Annotated in this window: 18 protein-coding genes and 1 pseudogene; 10 read left to right on the forward strand and 9 right to left on the reverse strand. The window is 40.0% G+C overall.

What is annotated here, in order from left to right:
- Positions 1–45: 45 nt before the first annotated feature.
- A complete protein-coding gene (locus tag L0951_RS01280; protein ID WP_234108896.1) occupies positions 46–480 on the reverse strand; it encodes an RrF2 family transcriptional regulator in 435 nt (144 codons plus the stop codon).
- Between the two features lie 113 nt (positions 481–593).
- Complete coding sequence (locus L0951_RS01285) at positions 594–1,475, reverse strand: DUF72 domain-containing protein (RefSeq protein WP_234108897.1); 882 nt, start codon at positions 1,473–1,475, stop codon at positions 594–596.
- Positions 1,476–2,228: 753 nt separating this feature from the next.
- Here L0951_RS01285 and L0951_RS01290 point away from each other — a divergent pair.
- From L0951_RS01290 to L0951_RS01300, 3 genes are all read left to right on the forward strand, one after another.
- Positions 2,229–2,855, forward strand: coding sequence for a hypothetical protein (locus L0951_RS01290; RefSeq protein ID WP_234108898.1), 627 nt, complete (start codon positions 2,229–2,231; stop codon positions 2,853–2,855).
- A complete protein-coding gene (locus L0951_RS01295; protein WP_234108903.1) occupies positions 2,855–3,163 on the forward strand; it encodes a DUF6804 family protein in 309 nt (102 codons plus the stop codon). The genes L0951_RS01290 and L0951_RS01295 overlap by 1 nt, the downstream gene beginning before the upstream one ends.
- Positions 3,164–3,466: 303 nt before the next feature.
- Positions 3,467–3,628, forward strand: a complete 162-nt coding sequence (locus L0951_RS01300) for a hypothetical protein (protein ID WP_234108905.1) — start codon at positions 3,467–3,469, stop codon at positions 3,626–3,628.
- Positions 3,629–3,633: 5 nt separating this feature from the next.
- On the opposite strand, the gene L0951_RS01305 is transcribed toward L0951_RS01300, so the two are convergent.
- Together L0951_RS01305 and L0951_RS01310 are read right to left on the reverse strand one after the other, a co-directional pair.
- Positions 3,634–5,325 carry a ribonucleoside-diphosphate reductase subunit alpha gene (locus L0951_RS01305; protein ID WP_410685801.1) on the reverse strand — a complete coding sequence of 564 codons (1,692 nt, stop codon included), beginning with the start codon at positions 5,323–5,325 and terminating at the stop codon, positions 3,634–3,636.
- A 324-nt stretch (positions 5,326–5,649) separates the two neighbouring features.
- Positions 5,650–6,624 (reverse strand): ribonucleotide-diphosphate reductase subunit beta, encoded by a 975-nt coding sequence (locus L0951_RS01310; RefSeq protein ID WP_234108909.1) that lies wholly within the window; start codon positions 6,622–6,624, stop codon positions 5,650–5,652.
- Positions 6,625–7,033: 409 nt separating this feature from the next.
- Here L0951_RS01310 and L0951_RS01315 point away from each other — a divergent pair, with 409 nt between their 5' ends.
- The 5 genes from L0951_RS01315 to L0951_RS01335 all read left to right on the forward strand — a co-directional run bounded on the left by L0951_RS01315 (position 7,034) and on the right by L0951_RS01335 (position 12,138).
- The gene (locus tag L0951_RS01315; protein ID WP_234108911.1) at positions 7,034–7,726 is read left to right on the forward strand and encodes an ABC transporter ATP-binding protein; all 693 of its coding nucleotides are present in this window, start codon (positions 7,034–7,036) and stop codon (positions 7,724–7,726) included.
- Between the two features lie 155 nt (positions 7,727–7,881).
- Positions 7,882–8,145: a four helix bundle protein gene (locus L0951_RS01320; protein ID WP_234108913.1), complete on the forward strand. Its 264-nt coding sequence runs from the start codon at positions 7,882–7,884 to the stop codon at positions 8,143–8,145.
- Between the two features lie 125 nt (positions 8,146–8,270).
- Positions 8,271–9,500: an ABC transporter permease gene (locus tag L0951_RS01325; RefSeq protein ID WP_234108915.1), complete on the forward strand. Its 1,230-nt coding sequence runs from the start codon at positions 8,271–8,273 to the stop codon at positions 9,498–9,500.
- A 57-nt stretch (positions 9,501–9,557) separates the two neighbouring features.
- A complete protein-coding gene (locus tag L0951_RS01330; protein ID WP_234108917.1) occupies positions 9,558–10,826 on the forward strand; it encodes an ABC transporter permease in 1,269 nt (422 codons plus the stop codon).
- A gap of 118 nt (positions 10,827–10,944) precedes the next feature.
- Positions 10,945–12,138, forward strand: coding sequence for an efflux RND transporter periplasmic adaptor subunit (locus tag L0951_RS01335; protein ID WP_234108919.1), 1,194 nt, complete (start codon positions 10,945–10,947; stop codon positions 12,136–12,138).
- A 59-nt stretch (positions 12,139–12,197) separates the two neighbouring features.
- On the opposite strand, the gene L0951_RS01340 is transcribed toward L0951_RS01335, so the two are convergent.
- The 4 genes and pseudogenes from L0951_RS01340 to lptB all read right to left on the reverse strand — a co-directional run.
- Positions 12,198–12,791, reverse strand: coding sequence for a hypothetical protein (locus L0951_RS01340; protein WP_234108920.1), 594 nt, complete (start codon positions 12,789–12,791; stop codon positions 12,198–12,200).
- A gap of 112 nt (positions 12,792–12,903) precedes the next feature.
- Positions 12,904–13,548 carry an HD domain-containing protein gene (locus L0951_RS01345; protein WP_234108921.1) on the reverse strand — a complete coding sequence of 215 codons (645 nt, stop codon included), beginning with the start codon at positions 13,546–13,548 and terminating at the stop codon, positions 12,904–12,906.
- Positions 13,549–13,702: 154 nt separating this feature from the next.
- Positions 13,703–14,278 (reverse strand): hypothetical protein, encoded by a 576-nt coding sequence (locus L0951_RS01350; RefSeq protein ID WP_234108922.1) that lies wholly within the window; start codon positions 14,276–14,278, stop codon positions 13,703–13,705.
- 569 nt (positions 14,279–14,847) lie between these two features.
- Positions 14,848–15,573 (reverse strand): annotated as a pseudogene (lptB, locus tag L0951_RS01355) (LPS export ABC transporter ATP-binding protein); the annotation flags it as partial.
- A gap of 170 nt (positions 15,574–15,743) precedes the next feature.
- Here lptB and L0951_RS01360 point away from each other — a divergent pair.
- Both L0951_RS01360 and L0951_RS01365 read left to right on the forward strand, forming a co-directional pair.
- Positions 15,744–16,238 (forward strand): RNA polymerase sigma factor, encoded by a 495-nt coding sequence (locus L0951_RS01360; protein WP_234108926.1) that lies wholly within the window; start codon positions 15,744–15,746, stop codon positions 16,236–16,238.
- Positions 16,231–16,905 carry a beta-carotene 15,15'-monooxygenase gene (locus L0951_RS01365; RefSeq protein WP_234108928.1) on the forward strand — a complete coding sequence of 225 codons (675 nt, stop codon included), beginning with the start codon at positions 16,231–16,233 and terminating at the stop codon, positions 16,903–16,905. The genes L0951_RS01360 and L0951_RS01365 overlap by 8 nt, the downstream gene beginning before the upstream one ends.
- Positions 16,906–16,989: 84 nt before the next feature.
- Here the strand turns inward: L0951_RS01365 and rpoN are convergent, their stop codons facing one another.
- Complete coding sequence (rpoN, locus tag L0951_RS01370) at positions 16,990–18,468, reverse strand: RNA polymerase factor sigma-54 (protein WP_234108930.1); 1,479 nt, start codon at positions 18,466–18,468, stop codon at positions 16,990–16,992.
- Between the last annotated feature and the right edge of the window lie 316 nt (positions 18,469–18,784).

The raw sequence follows: 18,784 nt of genomic DNA on the forward strand, positions 1-18,784 counted from the left end.
CAAAAAATTAGAGGACAAAAAAATCCTTTATTATGGTAAAATTTTTTATCTTTTCAGAAAAGTTGCACCGCCGGAAACTTCTTCAGCTAAAGAGCGCAAGGTGGCTTTCTCAAGTGCATCTTTGATTTTTTCACGAATTTTTACAAATTTTGAATGGAGTGGGCAAGGTTTTTCTGCATTACATTTATGTAAACCAAGGCTGCAGTCTTCCAGCAGACTGTTGCCATCCAAAGCAAAAACGATATTCCACAACTTGACTCTGTCTAAATCATCTTGGATTACAAAGAAGCCTCCATTGGGACCTTTTGCAGACCGAATCACGTTGGTCTTGGTCAGCTTTTGCAAAATCTTTGCGGTAAATGCTTCCGGCGAAGAAATCGATTTTGCGATTTCTTTTATACCTACTTTCCGGTCTTTCATGGACTGTTTAGCGACATATATTGCCGCCCGAATTCCGTATTCGCAGGATTTTGAAAACATCTTTTTTTTGCTTTAGCTAATTTATCAAAGTTGGAAGTAATAAAAGACAATATTGTCTTTTATTTTATCTATCAAATTTATAGAGGCAGTCGATTCATCTGATTGAAAAAACTTTAGGATATTTTATATTCTGGCATTTTCGGAACATGTATTTCGACCTCAAATTCTTTGTTTAATTGCTCAATGAAATAGGCCGATAATAAAGGGGATGCCTTTTCAATATTCTGATGGACAAAAAAGTACAGATTCTGCAGTCCATCCGCCTTCCACTTTGCCAATCGTTCCAGCCAATCGTCTAGCCGGGAATAATCGCTTTCCGCATTGGCGCCTACATAGCGGATAAAGGCCGAAGCCGTAGTGAGCCTCATGTGCAGCATATCTCTTCTTCCGGCGGTATCCACAATGATATTCGTGATCTCGTTTTCCTCAAAAAGCTTGCAGGTTTTGTTGAAGATTTCCTCATCCGCAAACCACTCCGCATTCCGAAGCTCTATTGCAAGTGGAATCTCCTTCACCCAGTCTTTCACGAACTTTTCTAATCTTTCATAATCTTTCGGCTTGAAGTTATCGTGAAGCTGCAAAAAGACCATTCCTAATTTCTCGTCAAAACCTAAGACTGCAGTTGCGAACTTGGTCACGGCATCTGTAATATTCAGCAGCCTGCGGAAGTGGGAAACCGTATTGGTGATTTTCGGGAAGAACTTGAAATTCGCCGGCGTCTTTTCTTTCCAAATCCGAACCTGCTCCGGTGTCGGCATTCCATAGAATGTCGCATTCAGCTCGATGGAGTTAAATTGGGTCGCATAATAAGCCAGCTCGTCTTTCGTCCCTTTCGGATAGAAACCTTTCAGGTCGGTCTTGTTCCATTTTGCACAGCCGATGTAAATATTCTCCAGGCTTTTAATATTCTTTTTCAGTACCTCCGCAGTTTTGGGGTGATCCTCCGGAAGTGCGAAATCAATTTTCGAGGGGTCTTCAACTTGTCCGAATTTCATGGGTTCAATTTTTACTGTTCGAGATTTAAAGATAATGATTTTTGCCAATGGGTTCAAAAATAGGGAATTTTAAAGTAGATAAGATTTCATCAGCTAAAAAATTGGAATTATTGATTAAATAGAATAAAAGGCTTTAGATTATAAAGCTTTTCGCTCAAAAAAAGTACTCTGTTCGTGAACATCCCGAAAACATTTCACCACCCTACCAAAAAATAAACTTGATGATGAATTCAATCAGAATTAGACTTTACTTTTTGCTTTGTGAATCCTGCCTTACAAAGATCCCTGAAGTAGAAAACCGGAAAAATTCAAGTTTTTTTTCCTTTTTACGGAAAACCGTAAGGAAAAGTGCAAAACCGAAAGTACATTTGGAAACATTAAAAAAATATAATGACAAAAACTATTTTGCCTTTTGTCTTCAGTGCTGGAATCTTTTTATCTTCTCTCTCACCTAGCGCAGAAAAAACATACGAATTGCGAAGAAAATGCACAGGTTCCGACTATTGCACCGCCTGCACTAACTGCTCCGGCTGTGCACACTGTAATTCCGGTGGACGTTGTGGCGTTTGCAACCCAAAATCCGTAAAAAAAATCAGCACCACAACGAAAGGAAATAAAAAAATCAGAAAAAATAATTAGTCTGCTGAACTATCTGATCATAATGGTTGCTATAAAATCTCAAATCAATAAAATATTGGTAGCTTAAAAACTCTGGTTATTCAAGATACCATCCCAAAGATGAAAAGCATAGTAATGAAAAAACCTACATACCCCATTTTCGCCGGAATTTTGATAGTATTGATTTCCTGCCAAAAATCAGAACCTATCGGATCGGTTCCAGCGTTAGCAGATTCTAACACCGTAGTAGTGGACTCCGCTGCAACAAACCATGTCAAATACCCTGAAAACATTGTCGATTACGCCATAAGAAAACCCGTGGAGCTAAATGAAACGGATTTGCATACCGACAATTCCTTACCGACGGGAGCTACCCCATATTCCAAATATTATGGGGAAAACTCATCCTGCAAGGACTATGGTTGCTCCCAAATCGACGTTAAGACACCTAACAATTCAGATGTCTTGGTATTGATCAAAAGAAATGATAAAGTAGTAAGACACGCCTATATTCAAGCTGGAGATCGTTATATATTTTCGTTTCCCAACGGCAACTATCAAGCTTTTTTCTATTACGGGAAAGATTGGGATCCTGAAAAGGAAATGAAAAACGGAAAAATTAAAGGAGGGTTTCTCACTGATGAAAACTTTGGAAAAGATGAAAAACAGTCTTTATACAACAATGTTTTGACTTACGAATTGATTGCACAGCCAAACGGAAACTTCAGCACAAAACCCAGCAATCCCGAAGAAGCGTTGTAATGGAAAAAGCCATAAAAATTCTTTTAGCAATCCTATTTTTCCTCTGCCTCGCCAAAATGCCTTATGGATATTACCAGTTAGTGCGGTTTCTGGCTTTGGTAGGATTTGTAGTTCTTGCATTTCAAGCCGGTACGCAAGACAAGCAAGCGGAAATATTCGTTTATATTGCATTGGCATTGCTCTTCCAGCCATTTTTCAAAATTTCATTAGGCAGAGAACTTTGGAATATTGTAGATGTAGTGGTGGGAATCGGGCTTTTAGCGTCTTTGTTTTTAAATCCCAAAAACAGCAATAACAGCAAATACTAAAACTGAGCTTCCTGTTTGCATGTTTTATGCAAACGGAAATCGGATTTTTTAATGAAAGTCATATGAACTCCTAAACCAAACTCTCCTAAAAGTTATCGGCTTAAAAGACAGCAACACCGTTATTTTGCTGCGGTAAGGAAAGGAACGAAAGGTAAGATTTGTATAAATCGACCCGAAAAAGAGACAGCTTTCTGTCAGGAAAACCCCACGATTCCTCCCCCAATGCATTTTTCGGGAAATTGGTAAACTTAGTAACAACGACAAAAAGTAAATTCTACCTCGAGAAAAGTCTAAAGACAAAAATTGGAAGTCGACAGAAACCTGAACAAAGAACCGGTAAGAAACGTTTTGCCGGTGCATTTTGGAAAATATTCCAGTGATGCAGAACTTGCCAACTTACAAATAGGAGCAAGAAATAGAAAAAGCTGCAGATTTTTTCCGCAGATTTTTATCTTTTTCAATTAGTAAATCTATGCTTCACAGCTCGAACATGTCACAAAATTCACCATCATCTCCTTAGAAACTGAAGAACTTCTTTGGTAATACAACGTTTTCACGCCTTTCTTCCATGCCTCGATGTAGAGGTAATTCACATCTTTCACCGGCATCGTTGACGGAATCTGCAAGTTCAAACTTTGAGCCTGGTCAATGTATTGCTGTCTTTGTGCTGCCTGAGAAATAATCTCCATTGGCGAAATTTCCCTGAAAGTTTTGAACACCGCTTTTTCCTGCTCGGTCAGTTCATTCACATGCTGCACAGAACCGTGATTCAACATTATTGAACGCCATGTTTCCTCATTGTCGAGCCCTTTTTCTTCTAGCAATTTCGCCAAATATTTATTCTTCCGCATGAAGTTTCCTTTTGCCAAACCTGCCTTATAATAATTTGATGCGAACGGCTCGATTCCCGGAGAAGTCTGGCCTAAAATTGCAGACGAAGAAGTAGTAGGCGCAATCGCCATCACTGTGGTGTTGCGCATTCCGTAACCTTTCATCAGTTCCGGTTCGCCATAGATATTCGCCAACTCCTGCGATGCCTGAATAGACTGTTCCTTAATTTGCCTGAAAGCACGCGCATTAAACTGAGTCGCCTCGAAACTTTCGAAAGGAATCATGTTTTTCTGCAAATAAGAATGGTATCCCAAAACACCCAAACCAAGCGCTCTGTGTCGAAGCGCAAAATTTCTGGCTCCCTGCAGGTAATAGTTTCCTTCCGTTTTCTCGATGAATTCAGACAAAACTGCATCCAGGAAGTAAATCGCCAATTTCACGGCATTGGTATCTTTCCATTCGTCATATAATTCCAGGTTCATCGAAGAAAGACAGCAGATAAAACTCTCCTCCGCCGAAGAGGGCAGCATGATTTCCGAACACAGATTACTCGCATTCACCATCATCCCGTTGTCCTTATAAACTTGCGGCTTGTTTCGGTTCACATTGTCCGTGAAGAAAATATACGGCAATCCTTTCTGTTGGCGGCTTTCCAAAACGCGTGCCCAGATTTTTCGTTTGTCCATATCGCCATCAATCATATCCTGCATCCAGTAATCCGGAACACAAACTCCTGTAAACAGGTTCTGGATCGGACTTCCAATATCTTTAATTGACAAAAATTCCTCTATATCGCCGTGATCGATATCCAGATAAGCCGCAAACGCACCTCTGCGAACACCACCTTGCGAAACCACATCCATCGCGGTATCATACAGCTTCATAAACGAAACCGCACCCGAAGATTTTCCATTGTCAGTCACCGCCGTTCCACGATTTCTCAACTCGCCGAAATATCCGGAAGTTCCCCCACCGATTTTAGTCTGCATAATCACTTCGCCCAATTTGTGGGTAATTCCCTCGATATGGTCGGGAATATGCACATTGAAGCACGAAATAGGCAAACCACGTTGCGTTCCCATATTTGCCCAAACTGGCGACGAGAAAGAAATCCATCCCTTGGTAATCATCTCCTCGAAAGCCGGTTGCAGCTCTGGTTTGTACAATCGTTTCGCAGCGGCGGTCGTGATACGTTCAATCGCACCCTGCACCGTTTCGCCTTTCAGCAGATAGCCGCGGTTGAGCATTTGCTCGCTCTCCTCGTTCAGCCACCAGATATTCGTATTTTCTTCCATTATTATATTTTTTTTTTCGAGAATGCTGCGAACAATCTCTTGAATTATTAATTTTTTCTTTTGGAGCAAGCAGGTTTTTGTTTTTTTTCACTACCCGTCCCGCTTTCCGCTATATCTTTTTTGTTTTTTCAAAACAAAAAAGGATGCCGCTGCAATCGGGGCTAATAAATTCTGTCGTTATTTTTCCGAAAGGTGACTGCTTGGATTTCGCACCTTCGGCGCTCAAGAAACTATTCTAAATTTCTGCCGACATTTCGCGTATTCAGCCCTTTTCCAAAATCGAAAAAAATTCATTCTGATTTCTATCGCTCTTCTGGGGATGAACAAATCGCGACTTGTCCCTACACCGAAATTGGCTCCTTAAAAAAGGTCGTTTTCCGTAATACTCTTGTCATGCTTGGTATAATCCACCGGTCTTTTTGCGAAGAAATCGTCCAGGGAATTGGCGAAAACCTCTTCTTCAAACCACATCATCGGTCGGTATTGTTCCGGCGTTACATTGTATCTCGTTTTCATCCCGATTTTCTTCAAACTATCGTCAACGCGGTATTTCATGAAATTCAGCAAATCTTCCTTGGTGAAATTATCAATTTCTCCCAACTCGAAAATCCAATCCAGGATTTCGCCTTCTACTTCAATGGAGTGATCCACCAAAGTATAGATATCTTCAATATCGGAATCGGTTAATAAATCCGGTTGTTCCTCGCGGATTTTATTAATGAGGTAAATTCCGGCATTCGCATGGATTTGCTCGTCAACAGATGTCCAGGCGATGATATTGGAAACATTTTTCATGAATCCCTTAAACCTGGTGAACGACAAAATAATTGCAAACTGGGAAAACAGTGAAACGTTTTCAATCAGAATGCTGAACAATAAAAGTGCAGAAACATATTCTTTCGGAGTAGAGGAATTGGCGTTTTTAAGAGCTTTTGACAGGAACTCAATCCTTTTCTTAATCGCTGGTGTTTCTACCAATCCGATAAATTCCTCATTATAGCCCAAAACTTCCAATAGGCGGGAATACGCTTCGGAGTGACGGAACTCACATTCCGCGAAAGTCGCCCCCAAACCGTTGAGTTCAGGTTTAGGCATGTGGCTGTATAGGTTTCCCCAAAAAGTCTTCACACTAACTTCAATCTGGGCGATGGCTAAAAGTGCGTGTTTCACCGCGTTTTGTTCATGCGGCTCCATTTGCGATTTGAAATCCTGAACATCCGCCGTGAAATCAATTTCGGAATGAACCCAAAACGATTTGTTGATGGCTTCCACAAATTGCAGAACTTCAGGATATTCGAACGGTTTGTAACTCACCCTTTTGTCAAAAATTCCCATAATCAAATGTTTTTTCAAGTTAATGTTTGATATTGTGGATAAATCGAAATAAAAACTATATCAATGATTGTCAATCCCTTAAGATAAAAATTATCCACAAGTCCCTGAAATGTATTCCAGAGGCGTAAGTGACAAAAATAGAAAATGAAAGGCGATAAAAAAAGTAGCCAACATTAAATCTCTGAATTTGAATGGTAAAAGTTTTCCACAGTCACACAGACATTGCTCCCTCATTAACTTTGTTGAAATAAGAAACAATTTTTTACCATTTTTAGCCATTATACGACTAAACAATAAGCAAATAATCATTTATTAATAGTAATTACGAATTAAACAAATAGATTTAATTCAAAAATTTTGTAACATTCAAAAAGAAAAATGGACTAATCCCGAAATCACTTTTCCACTCATGTTAGCAATCAAAGAACTTCATAAATCTTACGATACCGGAAAAAGCAAACTCCATGTTTTGAAAGGAATCAACCTGGAAATTAACGAGGGCGAGTTTGTCTCCATCATGGGAAGTTCTGGCTCCGGAAAGTCCACTTTGCTGAACATCATTGGAATTTTAGATGAGAAAGATTCGGGAACTTATGAACTTGACGGAATTCCGATTGAACATCTTTCCGAGGTAAAAGCCGCAGAATACCGAAGTAGATTCTTGGGCTTTATTTTTCAATCCTTCAACCTAATCGGTTATAAAACAGCTTTGGAAAACGTGGCGCTTCCACTCTATTATCAAAATATTTCCAGAAGGGAGCGAAATGAAAAAGCTATGGAATACCTGGAGAAAGTTGGTTTAAAGGATTGGGCAAATCATTTACCCAGCGAGCTTTCCGGCGGACAGAAGCAAAGAGTTGCGATTGCAAGAGCATTGATTACCAACCCCAAAGTAATCCTTGCCGATGAACCAACCGGCGCGCTGGACTCAAAAACAACTTATGACATTATGAAACTTCTCCAAGAAATCAACCGCGAAGGGAAAACCATCATCGTGGTAACGCACGAACCGGATGTGGCCGCAGAAACGAAAAGAAACGTGGTGCTGAAAGATGGAATCATTGAAAGCGATGAGTTCATTACGCAAAGAGTATTAAAATGAATTGACTGCGCTGTGAATATTCCTACGGAAGTCAATTTCTAAAGAGTGAATTTTTAATAGCCATAAAATTTTATCGTATGTTTTTGAATTTAAACCATTACAATCTAGATATTTACAAGACAGCATGAGAATTACGTATTGATACCTATAACGTAATGAGACAAATTCCAGATTCGGACGGATTTAACCTGATTGAACAAATGAGAAGAGCATCGACTTCCGTTGTTTTGAACATTTCTGAAGGTTCGTCCCGTAAATCACAAACTGAAAGGAATCGATACGATGAAATGGCAAGAGGTTCAGTCATCGAAATAGATTCTTGTTGTGACATCATCGGTGAAGAAAGTTTTGTAGCGATTGAAAATTTAGAAGAACTTGGAAAGAAAATAAAAAAACCTTCATTTTATGGAGTAATTTAATGAACAGTAAATAAAAATTCACTCGAAGAAATTCACAGCAAAGCGAAATCGCAGATTCGACGAAGCGAATTCACTCGAAGAAATTAACAAAATATTAGAAATCAATCATCAACTTTCGTTTTAAAATGTTTGACCTAGACCGTTGGCAAGAAATATTCAGTTCCATCCGCAGTAACGTATTGCGGACAATACTTTCGGGCTTCACTGTGGCATTGGGTCTTTATATTTTCATCGTGCTTTTTGGAATTGGAAACGGATTGCAAAATGCCTTTCAGGAAGGATTTACAAGAGATGCCCAGAACCTGATCAGTATTTCAACCGGAAAAACCACGATCGCTTACGGCGGTTTACAGTCGGACCGACAAGTCATCCTGAACAATAAAGATTACGACGCCATCATCAATTCTGACCCGAAAAAAGTTCAGTTTTCCACACCAAGATACTCCACCAATCTGATGGTGAAATACGGCAAAGAAAGCGGAACTTATCAAATCAGCGGAGCCAATCAGGATGAAGTAATCATCGAAAACAGAAAACTGCTGAACGGCCGGTTTATTTCGCCGGGAGACATTGAACGGAAGCAAAATGTGGCCGTAATCGGAAGGATGGTTCAAAGGGATTTGATTAAGAATGGCGATCCTGTAGGTAAAGATCTGGATATTAATGGCAGCATATTCAAAGTGATTGGAGTATTCTCTGATGACGGCGGTGATTGGGATGAGCGAATGATCAGTGTGCCGATTTCCACCTTGCAGCAAATGAAAAAAAGTTCGGATACCGTGAGTACTGTTTTTATTGCCTATGCTGAGAACCTGAAACCGGAAGACGCCATCAAATATGGCGACCAACTGAAAAAGGAAATCAAGGCCCGTAAAAAAGTCTCGCCAGACGACGAAAATGCAGTTTATGTAAACAACCGCGCCGAAGGACTTAAAGACTCGTTCCTTTTTCTCTTCGTCATCACGATGATCGTGGGCTTTATCGGATTGGGAACTCTTTTGGCCGGTATTATCGGCATCAGTAACATTATGGTTTACATTGTGAAAGAAAGGACACAGGAAATAGGAGTCCGAAAAGCAATTGGCGCAAAACCCAAAAGCATCGTCGCTCTGATCATGCAGGAAAGTATCGTCATTACCGTAATTTCTGGGTTAATCGGTGTTGGATTAGGCGTTTTGAGTCTTTCCTTAATCGGCGACCGTTTAGAGCCTTATTTCATCAAAAATCCTAGTGTTGGATGGGGGCTGATTATCGCGGCATTCTTTAGTTTGGTAATTTCTGGACTGATTGCGGGATTTGTTCCTGCTTATAGAGCAAGCAAAATTAAACCTATTGAGGCGCTGCGAGCTGAGTAATCAAATAATAAATTTAAGTTTTAAACTTCAAACCTTAAACTTCAAACTGGATAAAACGTGAACATCATCTTTAAAATAGACACCTGGCAGGAAATTTATCATTCTTTACGGAATAATAAACTCCGCACTTTCCTCACCATGATTGGTGTAGGTTGGGGAATGTTCCTGTTTGTGAGTTTGCTCGGTGCGGCGAAAGGAATGGAAAACGGGTTTGATAAACTGTTTTCAGGTTTTGCCACGAATTCGATTTTTATGTGGGCGCAAAATACTTCAATTCCTTATGACGGTTTCCCGAAAGGCAGAAAGACGGAGATAAGACTTTCAGATATTGATTTATTGAAAAAGAAAGTTCCGGAGATCGACTATATTTCACCACAAAATTCAAGAGGGAATTTCGGAAGTCCACCCGAACAAATGACCAGAAACGGAAAAACCGCTTCTTACAGTTTGACCGGGGATTATCCTATTGGCAATAAGATTTCCGAAAAAAAACTGATTTATGGAAGATATTTGAATGATGCAGACATCAGCGGAAACAAAAATGTTGCAGTAATTGGCGAAGAGGTTTATAAAAACTTTTTTAACGCCAAACTCAATGAAAACCCAATCGGAAAATCATTTAACATCAAAGGGATTTTTTTCAATGTAATCGGCGTTTTCAAAGTTCCCCGTGGAGGTGGAATGAACAATGACAAAACGGTTTTCATCCCGCTTTCAACATATACCAAAATGTACAATGACGGTGATAAAGTTGGATTCTTCGCCATCGTGAGTAAACCAGATGCGGATTTGAATATTGTGGAAAATGAAGCAAAATCCACGCTCAAAGAAAAATACCGGATTTCGCCGGATGACACCAATGCTTATGGAAGTTTCAACCTTGGTAAGGAATTCAAAAAACTCACCGGCTTTCTCACCGGGATGCAACTTTTGACCATCATCGTGGGAACTTTGACCATTTTGGCAGGAGTCATCGCGATTTCAAACATCCTTTTGATCACCGTAAAAGAAAGAACCAAAGAAATTGGAATCCGACGCGCATTAGGCGCAAAACCGTCTGAAGTGAGAAACCAAATTTTGCTGGAAAGCGTTGTCATCACGCTGACTTCGGGAATTTTAGGATTTATTTTTGGGATATTATTGTTAATGTTCATCAACTTTTTGACGAAAGATCAAGACAAATTCCCATTCTACAATCCCACAGTGGATTATGGACAGGTTTTCGGAGCAATGGCGATCATGGTGGTTTTAGGTTTGGTCATCGGAATGATTCCGGCGCAAAGAGCGGTAAAAATCAGACCGATCGAGGCGCTGCGTTCTGAGTGATGTCTCAGAGCAAATCGCTGCACTGTGAATTGAGCTTCGCTAGTGAAATTTTCCCACACAGCAACTTGAACCAAAACTTCAAACTTTAAACTTTAAACCTCAAACAAAAGATAGATTTATGAAAAAGAAATTCACCTGGAAAAAAGCACTTTACATCTTTCTCGGATTGATTTTTGCGCTTGGTTTAATTTCGGGAATCAGCTATTTGATTTCGTCAAATTCCAAGAAATCAGATGCTTTCCTGACCAAAAAACCGGAAATCAAAAACATGGACGATAAAGTGATGGCTACAGGAAAAATCGTTCCCCGCGAAGAAATTGAAATCAAACCAAACATGTCTGGAATCATTGACAAAGTCTTGGTAAAAGAGGGTGATCACGTTTCTGTGGGGCAATTGGTGGCCACTCTCCGGATTGTTCCAAGTGTTCAAAATGTGAACGCTGCACAGCAAGAAATCCAAAATGCCACTTTGCAGATCAGCAATGCAAAAATCGGTGTGGACAACCAGCAGAAGCAGTTCGCCATGCAGCAAAGACTTTTTAACCAGGGGGTAATCTCCAGACAGGAATTTCTTTCCGCACAGCAGCAACTGAATTCATCACAACAAATCCTGCGAAATGCCGAACAGCAACTGAGAACAGCGCAAAAAAATCTGCAAATCGCAAGAACCGGCGCAACTCCAGAACTCGCAAATTTGGCCACCACACAAATTCGTTCGAAAGCAAACGGAACCGTTTTGGATGTTCCCGTCAAAGTGGGAAGTCAGGTCATAGAAGCAAACTCCTTCAACTCTGGAACCACCATTTGCTCCATTGCAGATCTGAATTCCCTTATTTTCCAGGGAACGATAGACGAGGCGCAAGCGGGAAAACTGAAGGAAGGAATGAACATGAACATGATCATCGGTGCATTGCAAAATAAAACTTTTCCGGGTCGCGTGACCATGATCGCGCCAAAAGGCAAAGAAGAAAGCGGCACCATAAAATTCCCAATTGAAGGCGATGTATTCAACAAAACTGATGAATACATCCGTGCCGGATTTTCCGCAAATGGCGAAATCATCTTAAGTTCACAGAAAAATGCGATGCTTCTGGACGAATCCCTGATTCAATATGAAAAAGTAAACGGAAAAGATGTTCCTTTCGTGGAAGTGAAGCAAGGAGACGGCTCCTTTAAAAAGGTCTATGTGAAACTCGGTGCGAGTGACGGAATCAATGTTCAGATTCTCTCCGGACTCACCAAAGATTCCGAAGTAAAAGTGTGGAACCCAAGTGATAAAGACAAAGAAGCCTTAAAAGAAAAGAAAAAATAAAGACCATTTAAATTTTTTCGCTGAATGAACAAATCCCGGATTATTTTCGGGATTTTCATTTATTTTTTCCTAAAGAGAAGTCCCAAATTCAGGAAGATCAAAAGTAGATCCATGGTGATCCAAACTGAAGTCTTGCCCGCTTCCAGCTGTGCTTCGGAAATCTGACTCTTGGCGATTTCAGACAATTTCACGCTCTGATTGAGGTAGTTTCTTACTTCCAAAGTCTGACCCGTTTTGTCATCCGGAACGCTGTGTTGGGAAAAATAAACCAAATTTTTCTTCCCCATAAATCCGGCAATCCAGTATTGGTCAGCATTTTTCATATCCAGATGTTCAGTACGGTAAAAATTGCTCCGGATATTTCCCAGATGAATGGTCACAAATTTTTCATTTGTTTTGACGCTGTCATTTTGCTTGATCACATAAAAGTCCAGTGGAATCGGCAATTTGTTCACCACATTCAGTGGCATGGAATCTTCCAGAAAAGAGTCCAAACTCCTGGAAACGAAATATATGGCAAAGACTGCAACCGAAATCACCACCACTGCAATTCTGAAAATTTTGGCGAATATTCCAAAATTTCCCGCCTTGAAAACAGAAAAAAATATCGCCAAACCCAGTAAAATAAAAATCAGAAAAAACAGATAGAACATGGTGTAAAGATAGAAAATTCTGTTTTAAAATGGTGTGGACCTTTGCTGCAACTGATGCAAGTTGCAATTGGTGCATTGGTAGAGATTCTTACTTCGGAAATTCACAGAAAAGTCATTCCACATTCCACTCCTTATAAAACTCCTCCAAAAATTTAAGCATAAAATCATGCCTTTCTTCGGCAAGTTCTCTTCCTTTTTGGGTATTCATTAAATCCTTTAACAATAAAAGTTTTTCATAAAAATGATTGATGGTCGTTCCCTGATTTTTTTTGTACTCTTCCTTAGTTATGTTGAGTTTTGGTGGAATTTCAGGATGGTAGATCAAATTATTCTTAAAACCCCCAAAATTGAAAGTTCGTGCAATCCCGATCGCGCCGATCGCATCTAAACGGTCTGCATCCTGCACGATTTTTAATTCGGTCGGTAAATCGCTGGAAACTTCTCCCCTGTTTTTAAAGGAAATATTTTTGATGATGAATAAAACCTGTTCGATGATTTCGGTAGATACATTTTCACTTGCGAGGAAATCGCAGGATATTTTTAAGGCCAGATCTTCGTCGCCATGATGAAATTTGGGATCTGCGATATCGTGCAGCAATGCGGAGAGTTCCACCACTTCCCAATCACAATGCTCTGTTTCCCCAATTTTTTTTGAAAGTTTCCAAACACGTTCGATGTGGAACCAGTCATGACCGGCTTCTGCTCCGTGTAGCTTTTCTTTGACGAATCTGATTGTGTTTTGGATGAGTGGCGACATTTATGAGTTTTTTGAAACCAGTTAATCTTGACTTTCGTGTGCGGAAAAATTTAAGGCACAAAAGTTTTGGAATTTACGATGATGTTGGTTGAATTGGAAAAGTTCACAAAAGATGAAAAAAATCTGTCGATGCTCTCTTTTCCATCTTCTCCAACTATTTCTTTACTTCCACAAATTGGTAAACCATTCCGTTCTTAGGATTATAAATCACCGTACTTGCATTGGGAAAACGTTTGATTTTGTAGTATTCAATGGTTTCATCGTTTTTAAGGTCATCCAGAAAACTCATGTCAATCGTGTTTTCGGGTAGAAATCTCTCGAAGAAAGTCAATTTTTCCACAATGTTGGTGCCATCTATTTTTTCAAAATCTTTTTTAGACCGCGCTTCGTCAGAAGTTGCCTGTTCCACCAAAGTCTTCAGCAGTAAATCCTTTTCGGCGGTTTTGTATTTAAAGATAAAAAAGGGTGCTCCATTAGGAAATGCGACCTTTTTCCCCACTTCATTTTCCAGTAACAAACCATTGGAATGGGGAAAAACAGTTTCAAATTTCACGGTTTCCGCATTGACTACTTTGCTCAGTTGTTCGTTCACTGTTTTCTGAATGGTTTCTTTCGCCTTATCCTGTGCTTTTTGCGTGGCAGATTCCACGGTGGTGTTTACGGTTTCTTCTATTTTGCTGCAGGAAAGCATCAAAAACAATAAGGAAAGTGTGATGAGCGTTCTTTTCATTAGAGGGATAAATTTTGCTCAAAAATAAGGAGAATTTTAAATATAGCATCTTATATTTTGGGACACCTCATTTGCCATCCTATATCTCAGCTGATTTGGAGAATCTCTCTTTGCATCAAAAGAACACCGCATAAAGTCCGCAAGAATTAGCAGCAGAAAATCATCACTTTTTCACCTTTGAATGTATATTGTCAGAAAAAGTCAAGCTTTAATTTTCGGCGGAAAATAATCCGCTAAGCGTTAAACAAATAACTCGTCAAATAATGCAATTCCGGTCTGCTCGCAGATTTTGATTCTGATTCGGCTTGCTCCAGGGAATAGGTGGAGATGATCTCCTTCTTCTGGAAAAGGAAGGAATTGTTTGCGGTTTTCTCCACCACCTCATTGAAAATATGCTCAATTTCGGAATTGGAAAGCGATGCAAAACCAATTTCCTCGAAACCGTGAATCAAACGGAGATTGTCCAGAGCAGCAAAATTTTGGTCCACAAAATGCTGGAACTGGTTTTTGGAATCGAAATTTCCGGCCCAAATATTATATACGTAGGATTTCTTTTTAGGCTTGTTCAGGATGTCCTGATAAACGAAGTTTTCACCGAGGTATGCTTCACGAACCTGCGGATCGGCCGCCAAATCTGCGGGAAGTCCTTCCTTCAAAATCCGGCCTTCAAACATAATGTAGGTTTTGTGCGTAATGGCCAAGGTTTGCTGCACATTGTGGTCGGTAATAAGGATTCCGATATTCTTATCCACCAAACTTCGCACGATTTTCTGGATGTCTTCCACCGCAATCGGGTCCACTCCTGCGAAAGGCTCATCCAACAAGATAAAGTTAGGACTCGTTGCGAGACAACGTGCAATCTCGGTTCTTCGCCTTTCGCCGCCGGAAAGCAGGTCACCGCGATTTTTGCGGACGTGCTGAAGAGAAAATTCCTCAATCAGTTCGTCACATTTCATTTGTTGTTCGCGCTTTGAAAGTTTCGTGAGTTGCAGAACTCCCAAAATATTGTCTTCCACGGAAAGTTTCCGAAAAACCGATGCTTCCTGCGCCAAATAGCCGATTCCTTTTTGCGCCCGACGATACATTGCATCCGACGTAATATCTTTATTATCAAGGAAAATTTTTCCCGAAGTGGGTTTCACCAAACCTACAATCATATAGAAGGAAGTGGTTTTTCCGGCACCATTCGGACCGAGTAAACCCACAATCTCACCTTGCGAAACCTCCACTGAAACACCTTTCACTACTTTCTTTGGGCCGTATTCCTTGATTAAATTTTCTCCGCGTAGAATCATTTGACAAATATAAAACAAATTGTTTGAGCTTGGAGTTTGGTTTAAAGTTTTAGTCTCCTATAAATTAGATCCGGTATAGCCTGTAAAGGGAAATCTACCTGTTCGCAGACTGGTTTGAAACATGAGAGAAAAAAGAGTTATCTTCGTTCCCGAAAATTTTTGGAAAAGTTTTGAACACGAAAGAGAAAGAGTTTGCCAAATTAATCAAGGATAATCAAGGGTTGATTATCAAGGTTTCGCGGCTTTATACCAATTCACTCGAGGATGAAGAAGACCTTTTCCAGGAAATCGTGTTACAACTGTGGCGATCCTACGACACATTCAAAGGACAGTCGAAAATATCGACTTGGATGTACAGAGTTGCCTTAAACACGGCCATTACGCTTTTCCGAAAGAAAACGAAATCGCCGCAAACCGATGAACTGCAGGATTTCCACTACAAGACCTTCATGGAGGACGACGAAGAAAGACAGCAGCAGATTTCCACTTTGTATAAAGTGATCAAAATGCTTCCAAACGTGGAACGCGCAATAGTGACCATGTATCTGGATGATTTACCATACCGCGACATCGCGGAAAACCTAGGGATCACCGAAGTGAACGCACGTGTGAAAATGAACCGATTGAAAAAAACGCTAAAAGAACTGATGGAAAAATATGCCTGATTTTGATTTAGATAATTTAAAGAAAACTTGGCAGCAGCAGGAAGTGAAGCCAAAATATGACGGCACACAAATTGAGCAGATGCTGAACAAATCTTCTCGGAATTATGTGAAATATATTCTGTGGATCAGTATTGCGGAGTTCATCGTGATTTTCGGCATGAATGTGTACTACACCTTTTTAGGTGATGATACCAAAAGTTTCCTGAACATCCTGAGAAAACTAGGGGTGCAAAACACCACCAAACTTGAAGAAGATTTTACTCATCTCTATTTTGTGCTGAAAATTGTGAGCATGTTGATTACGGGAGTTTTTGTGGTTCTGTTTTATAAAAACTACGTTCGAATCAATATAGAATCCAACCTTAAAAAACTCATCCTTCAAATCATTAAGTTCAAAAAGACGGTGAACTATTTTATTTTCGCGAATATCTTTTTGATTATTCTGGTATTGGGAATTTTAGCGGTGTTCACATTTGCTACCTTATCGGGTCAAAATATTCACCTCAACCACCCCACCTTGATCGGGTTTATTATTGGATTTGTGGTTACGCTGGTTTTATCCGTTGTCTTGATTTGGTTTTATTACCGAATTGCTTATGGGATTATATTGAAGAGACTGGGGAAAAACCTGGCGGAACTGAAGAAAATTGAGGAAGCAGAGGAATGATTTCTCTGTAGAATTCTTTGAATCAGTTTGCTCCTCCCTGCTTCAGGTATCCCACTTGGTGTAGGCAGAGCGGATTTATAATTTCTAAAGTTCTTTCCTCAATCTTGCCACCGGAATATTCAGTTGCTCTCGGTACTTTGCAATCGTTCGCCTTGCGATATTGTACCCTTTTTCTTTTAGCAAACCAACCAGAGCGTCGTCAGTGTAGGGCTTTCTCTTATTCTCTTTGTCGATAATTTCCTGAAGGTGGGTTTTGATCTCTTTGGTAGAAACTTCTTCACCATCGTCATTAGTAAGTGAATCTGAAAAAAGGTTCTTCAGATAAACGATTCCGTTTGGTGTATCGGCATATTTGCTCTTTACCACCCGGGAAATCGTGGAAATATCAAATCCGGTAATATCCGCCACATCCTTTAAAATCATTGGTTTCAAAGACTTTTCGTCACCACTGATGAAATATTGTTTCTGGATTTTCACGATTGCAGAAATCGTTTGAAGCAAAGTATTCTGCCTTTGGTTGATCGCATCGATATACCATTTTGCGGCATCTAGTTTCTGTTTGATAAAAAGTGCCGCCTGTTTATGTTCCGGTGAGTTTTTGTCATGGGAATAAGTGGTCAAAATATCTTTGTACTCATCAGAAACACGCAGAGTTGGTGCATTCTTGCTGTTCAGCATTGGGATGACTTCCACTCCTTTTTTGCCATTGTCTTTAATTTGAATGGAAAAATCCGGGATAATTTCATTGTTGATGGTAATGGTTTGCGTATCAAAGTTTCCGCCCACTCTCGGTGATAGTCTGGAAATTACGCCCAATGCATCTTTCAAATCCTCTTCTTCAATGTCATATTTCTGAATGATTTTGTTGTAATGTTTGTTGGTGAGTGCATCGAACTGGTTCTTCAGGATATTGGCGGCAAGGTTTACTGCTTTATCTGCACTCACTTTCTTCTCGATTTGAAGGAGGAGACATTCCTGCAGGTCTCTTGCTCCCACTCCCGCCGGATCCAGCTTCTGTACATAGTTTTCCAAAATATCAGCGACTTTTTCCTTGGTGGTATAAATTCCCTGCGAAAATGCCAAATCATCTACAATTTGTTTTGTTTCCCGACGAAGGTAGCCATCATTATCAAGGTTTCCGATGATGTATTCCGCGATTTTCAGATCTTCTTCGGCAATATTTGCCAAATGGATCTGCTCCAAAAGATAATCGTAGAGCGATTGTCCTTCCGTTAAAAGCGACTGGTTATCGAACTCTTCATCATCAGCAGAATAATTGCTTATAGAGGTTTTATAGGCAGGTTCGTCATCAAAAATATATTCATCCACATCGAAATCAGTATCAATGCTTTCAGTTCCCTCATCTTCAAAACCTTCGGCCAGTGATGAATGTTCGTCTTCTTTCTCCTTTTCCTGAACTTTTTCAAGTGCAGGATTTTCTTCCAGTTCCCGTTCCAGTTCCTCCTCGAATTCCAGGGTATGAAGCTGGATCAGTTTCATGAGTTGAATCTGTTGAGGCGCTAGTTTTTGCCCTAGTTTTAATTGTAGATTTTGTTTCAGCATTGGATGATTTATTTATCCGTTGTTCATATTTATGGTATGTCTCAGTTTCGAGACTGCGAAGCTCAGCTCCACCGTGTTTTCCGTTTCGGAAGCTTTCCTGTTTTCCCCAAAATATGAGGAAAGATTTCGCCGCCTTTCTTCATTAATGATTATTGTTCCTTTTCGTCAACCACTTCAATCAGTTCAGTCATCTTTCTTGAAAATTTCCCCTTCCTGGTAAAAATTTCTATTACTGCAATCGTCGTTTCCATAGCCATTTTACTTTTAATCATCATTGCAGGCAAATCAACCTTTTTTTTGCATATGCTTTCGGCAA

Source organism: Chryseobacterium sp. R2A-55 (genome assembly GCF_021401085.1).
Lineage (GTDB): Bacteria > Bacteroidota > Bacteroidia > Flavobacteriales > Weeksellaceae > Kaistella.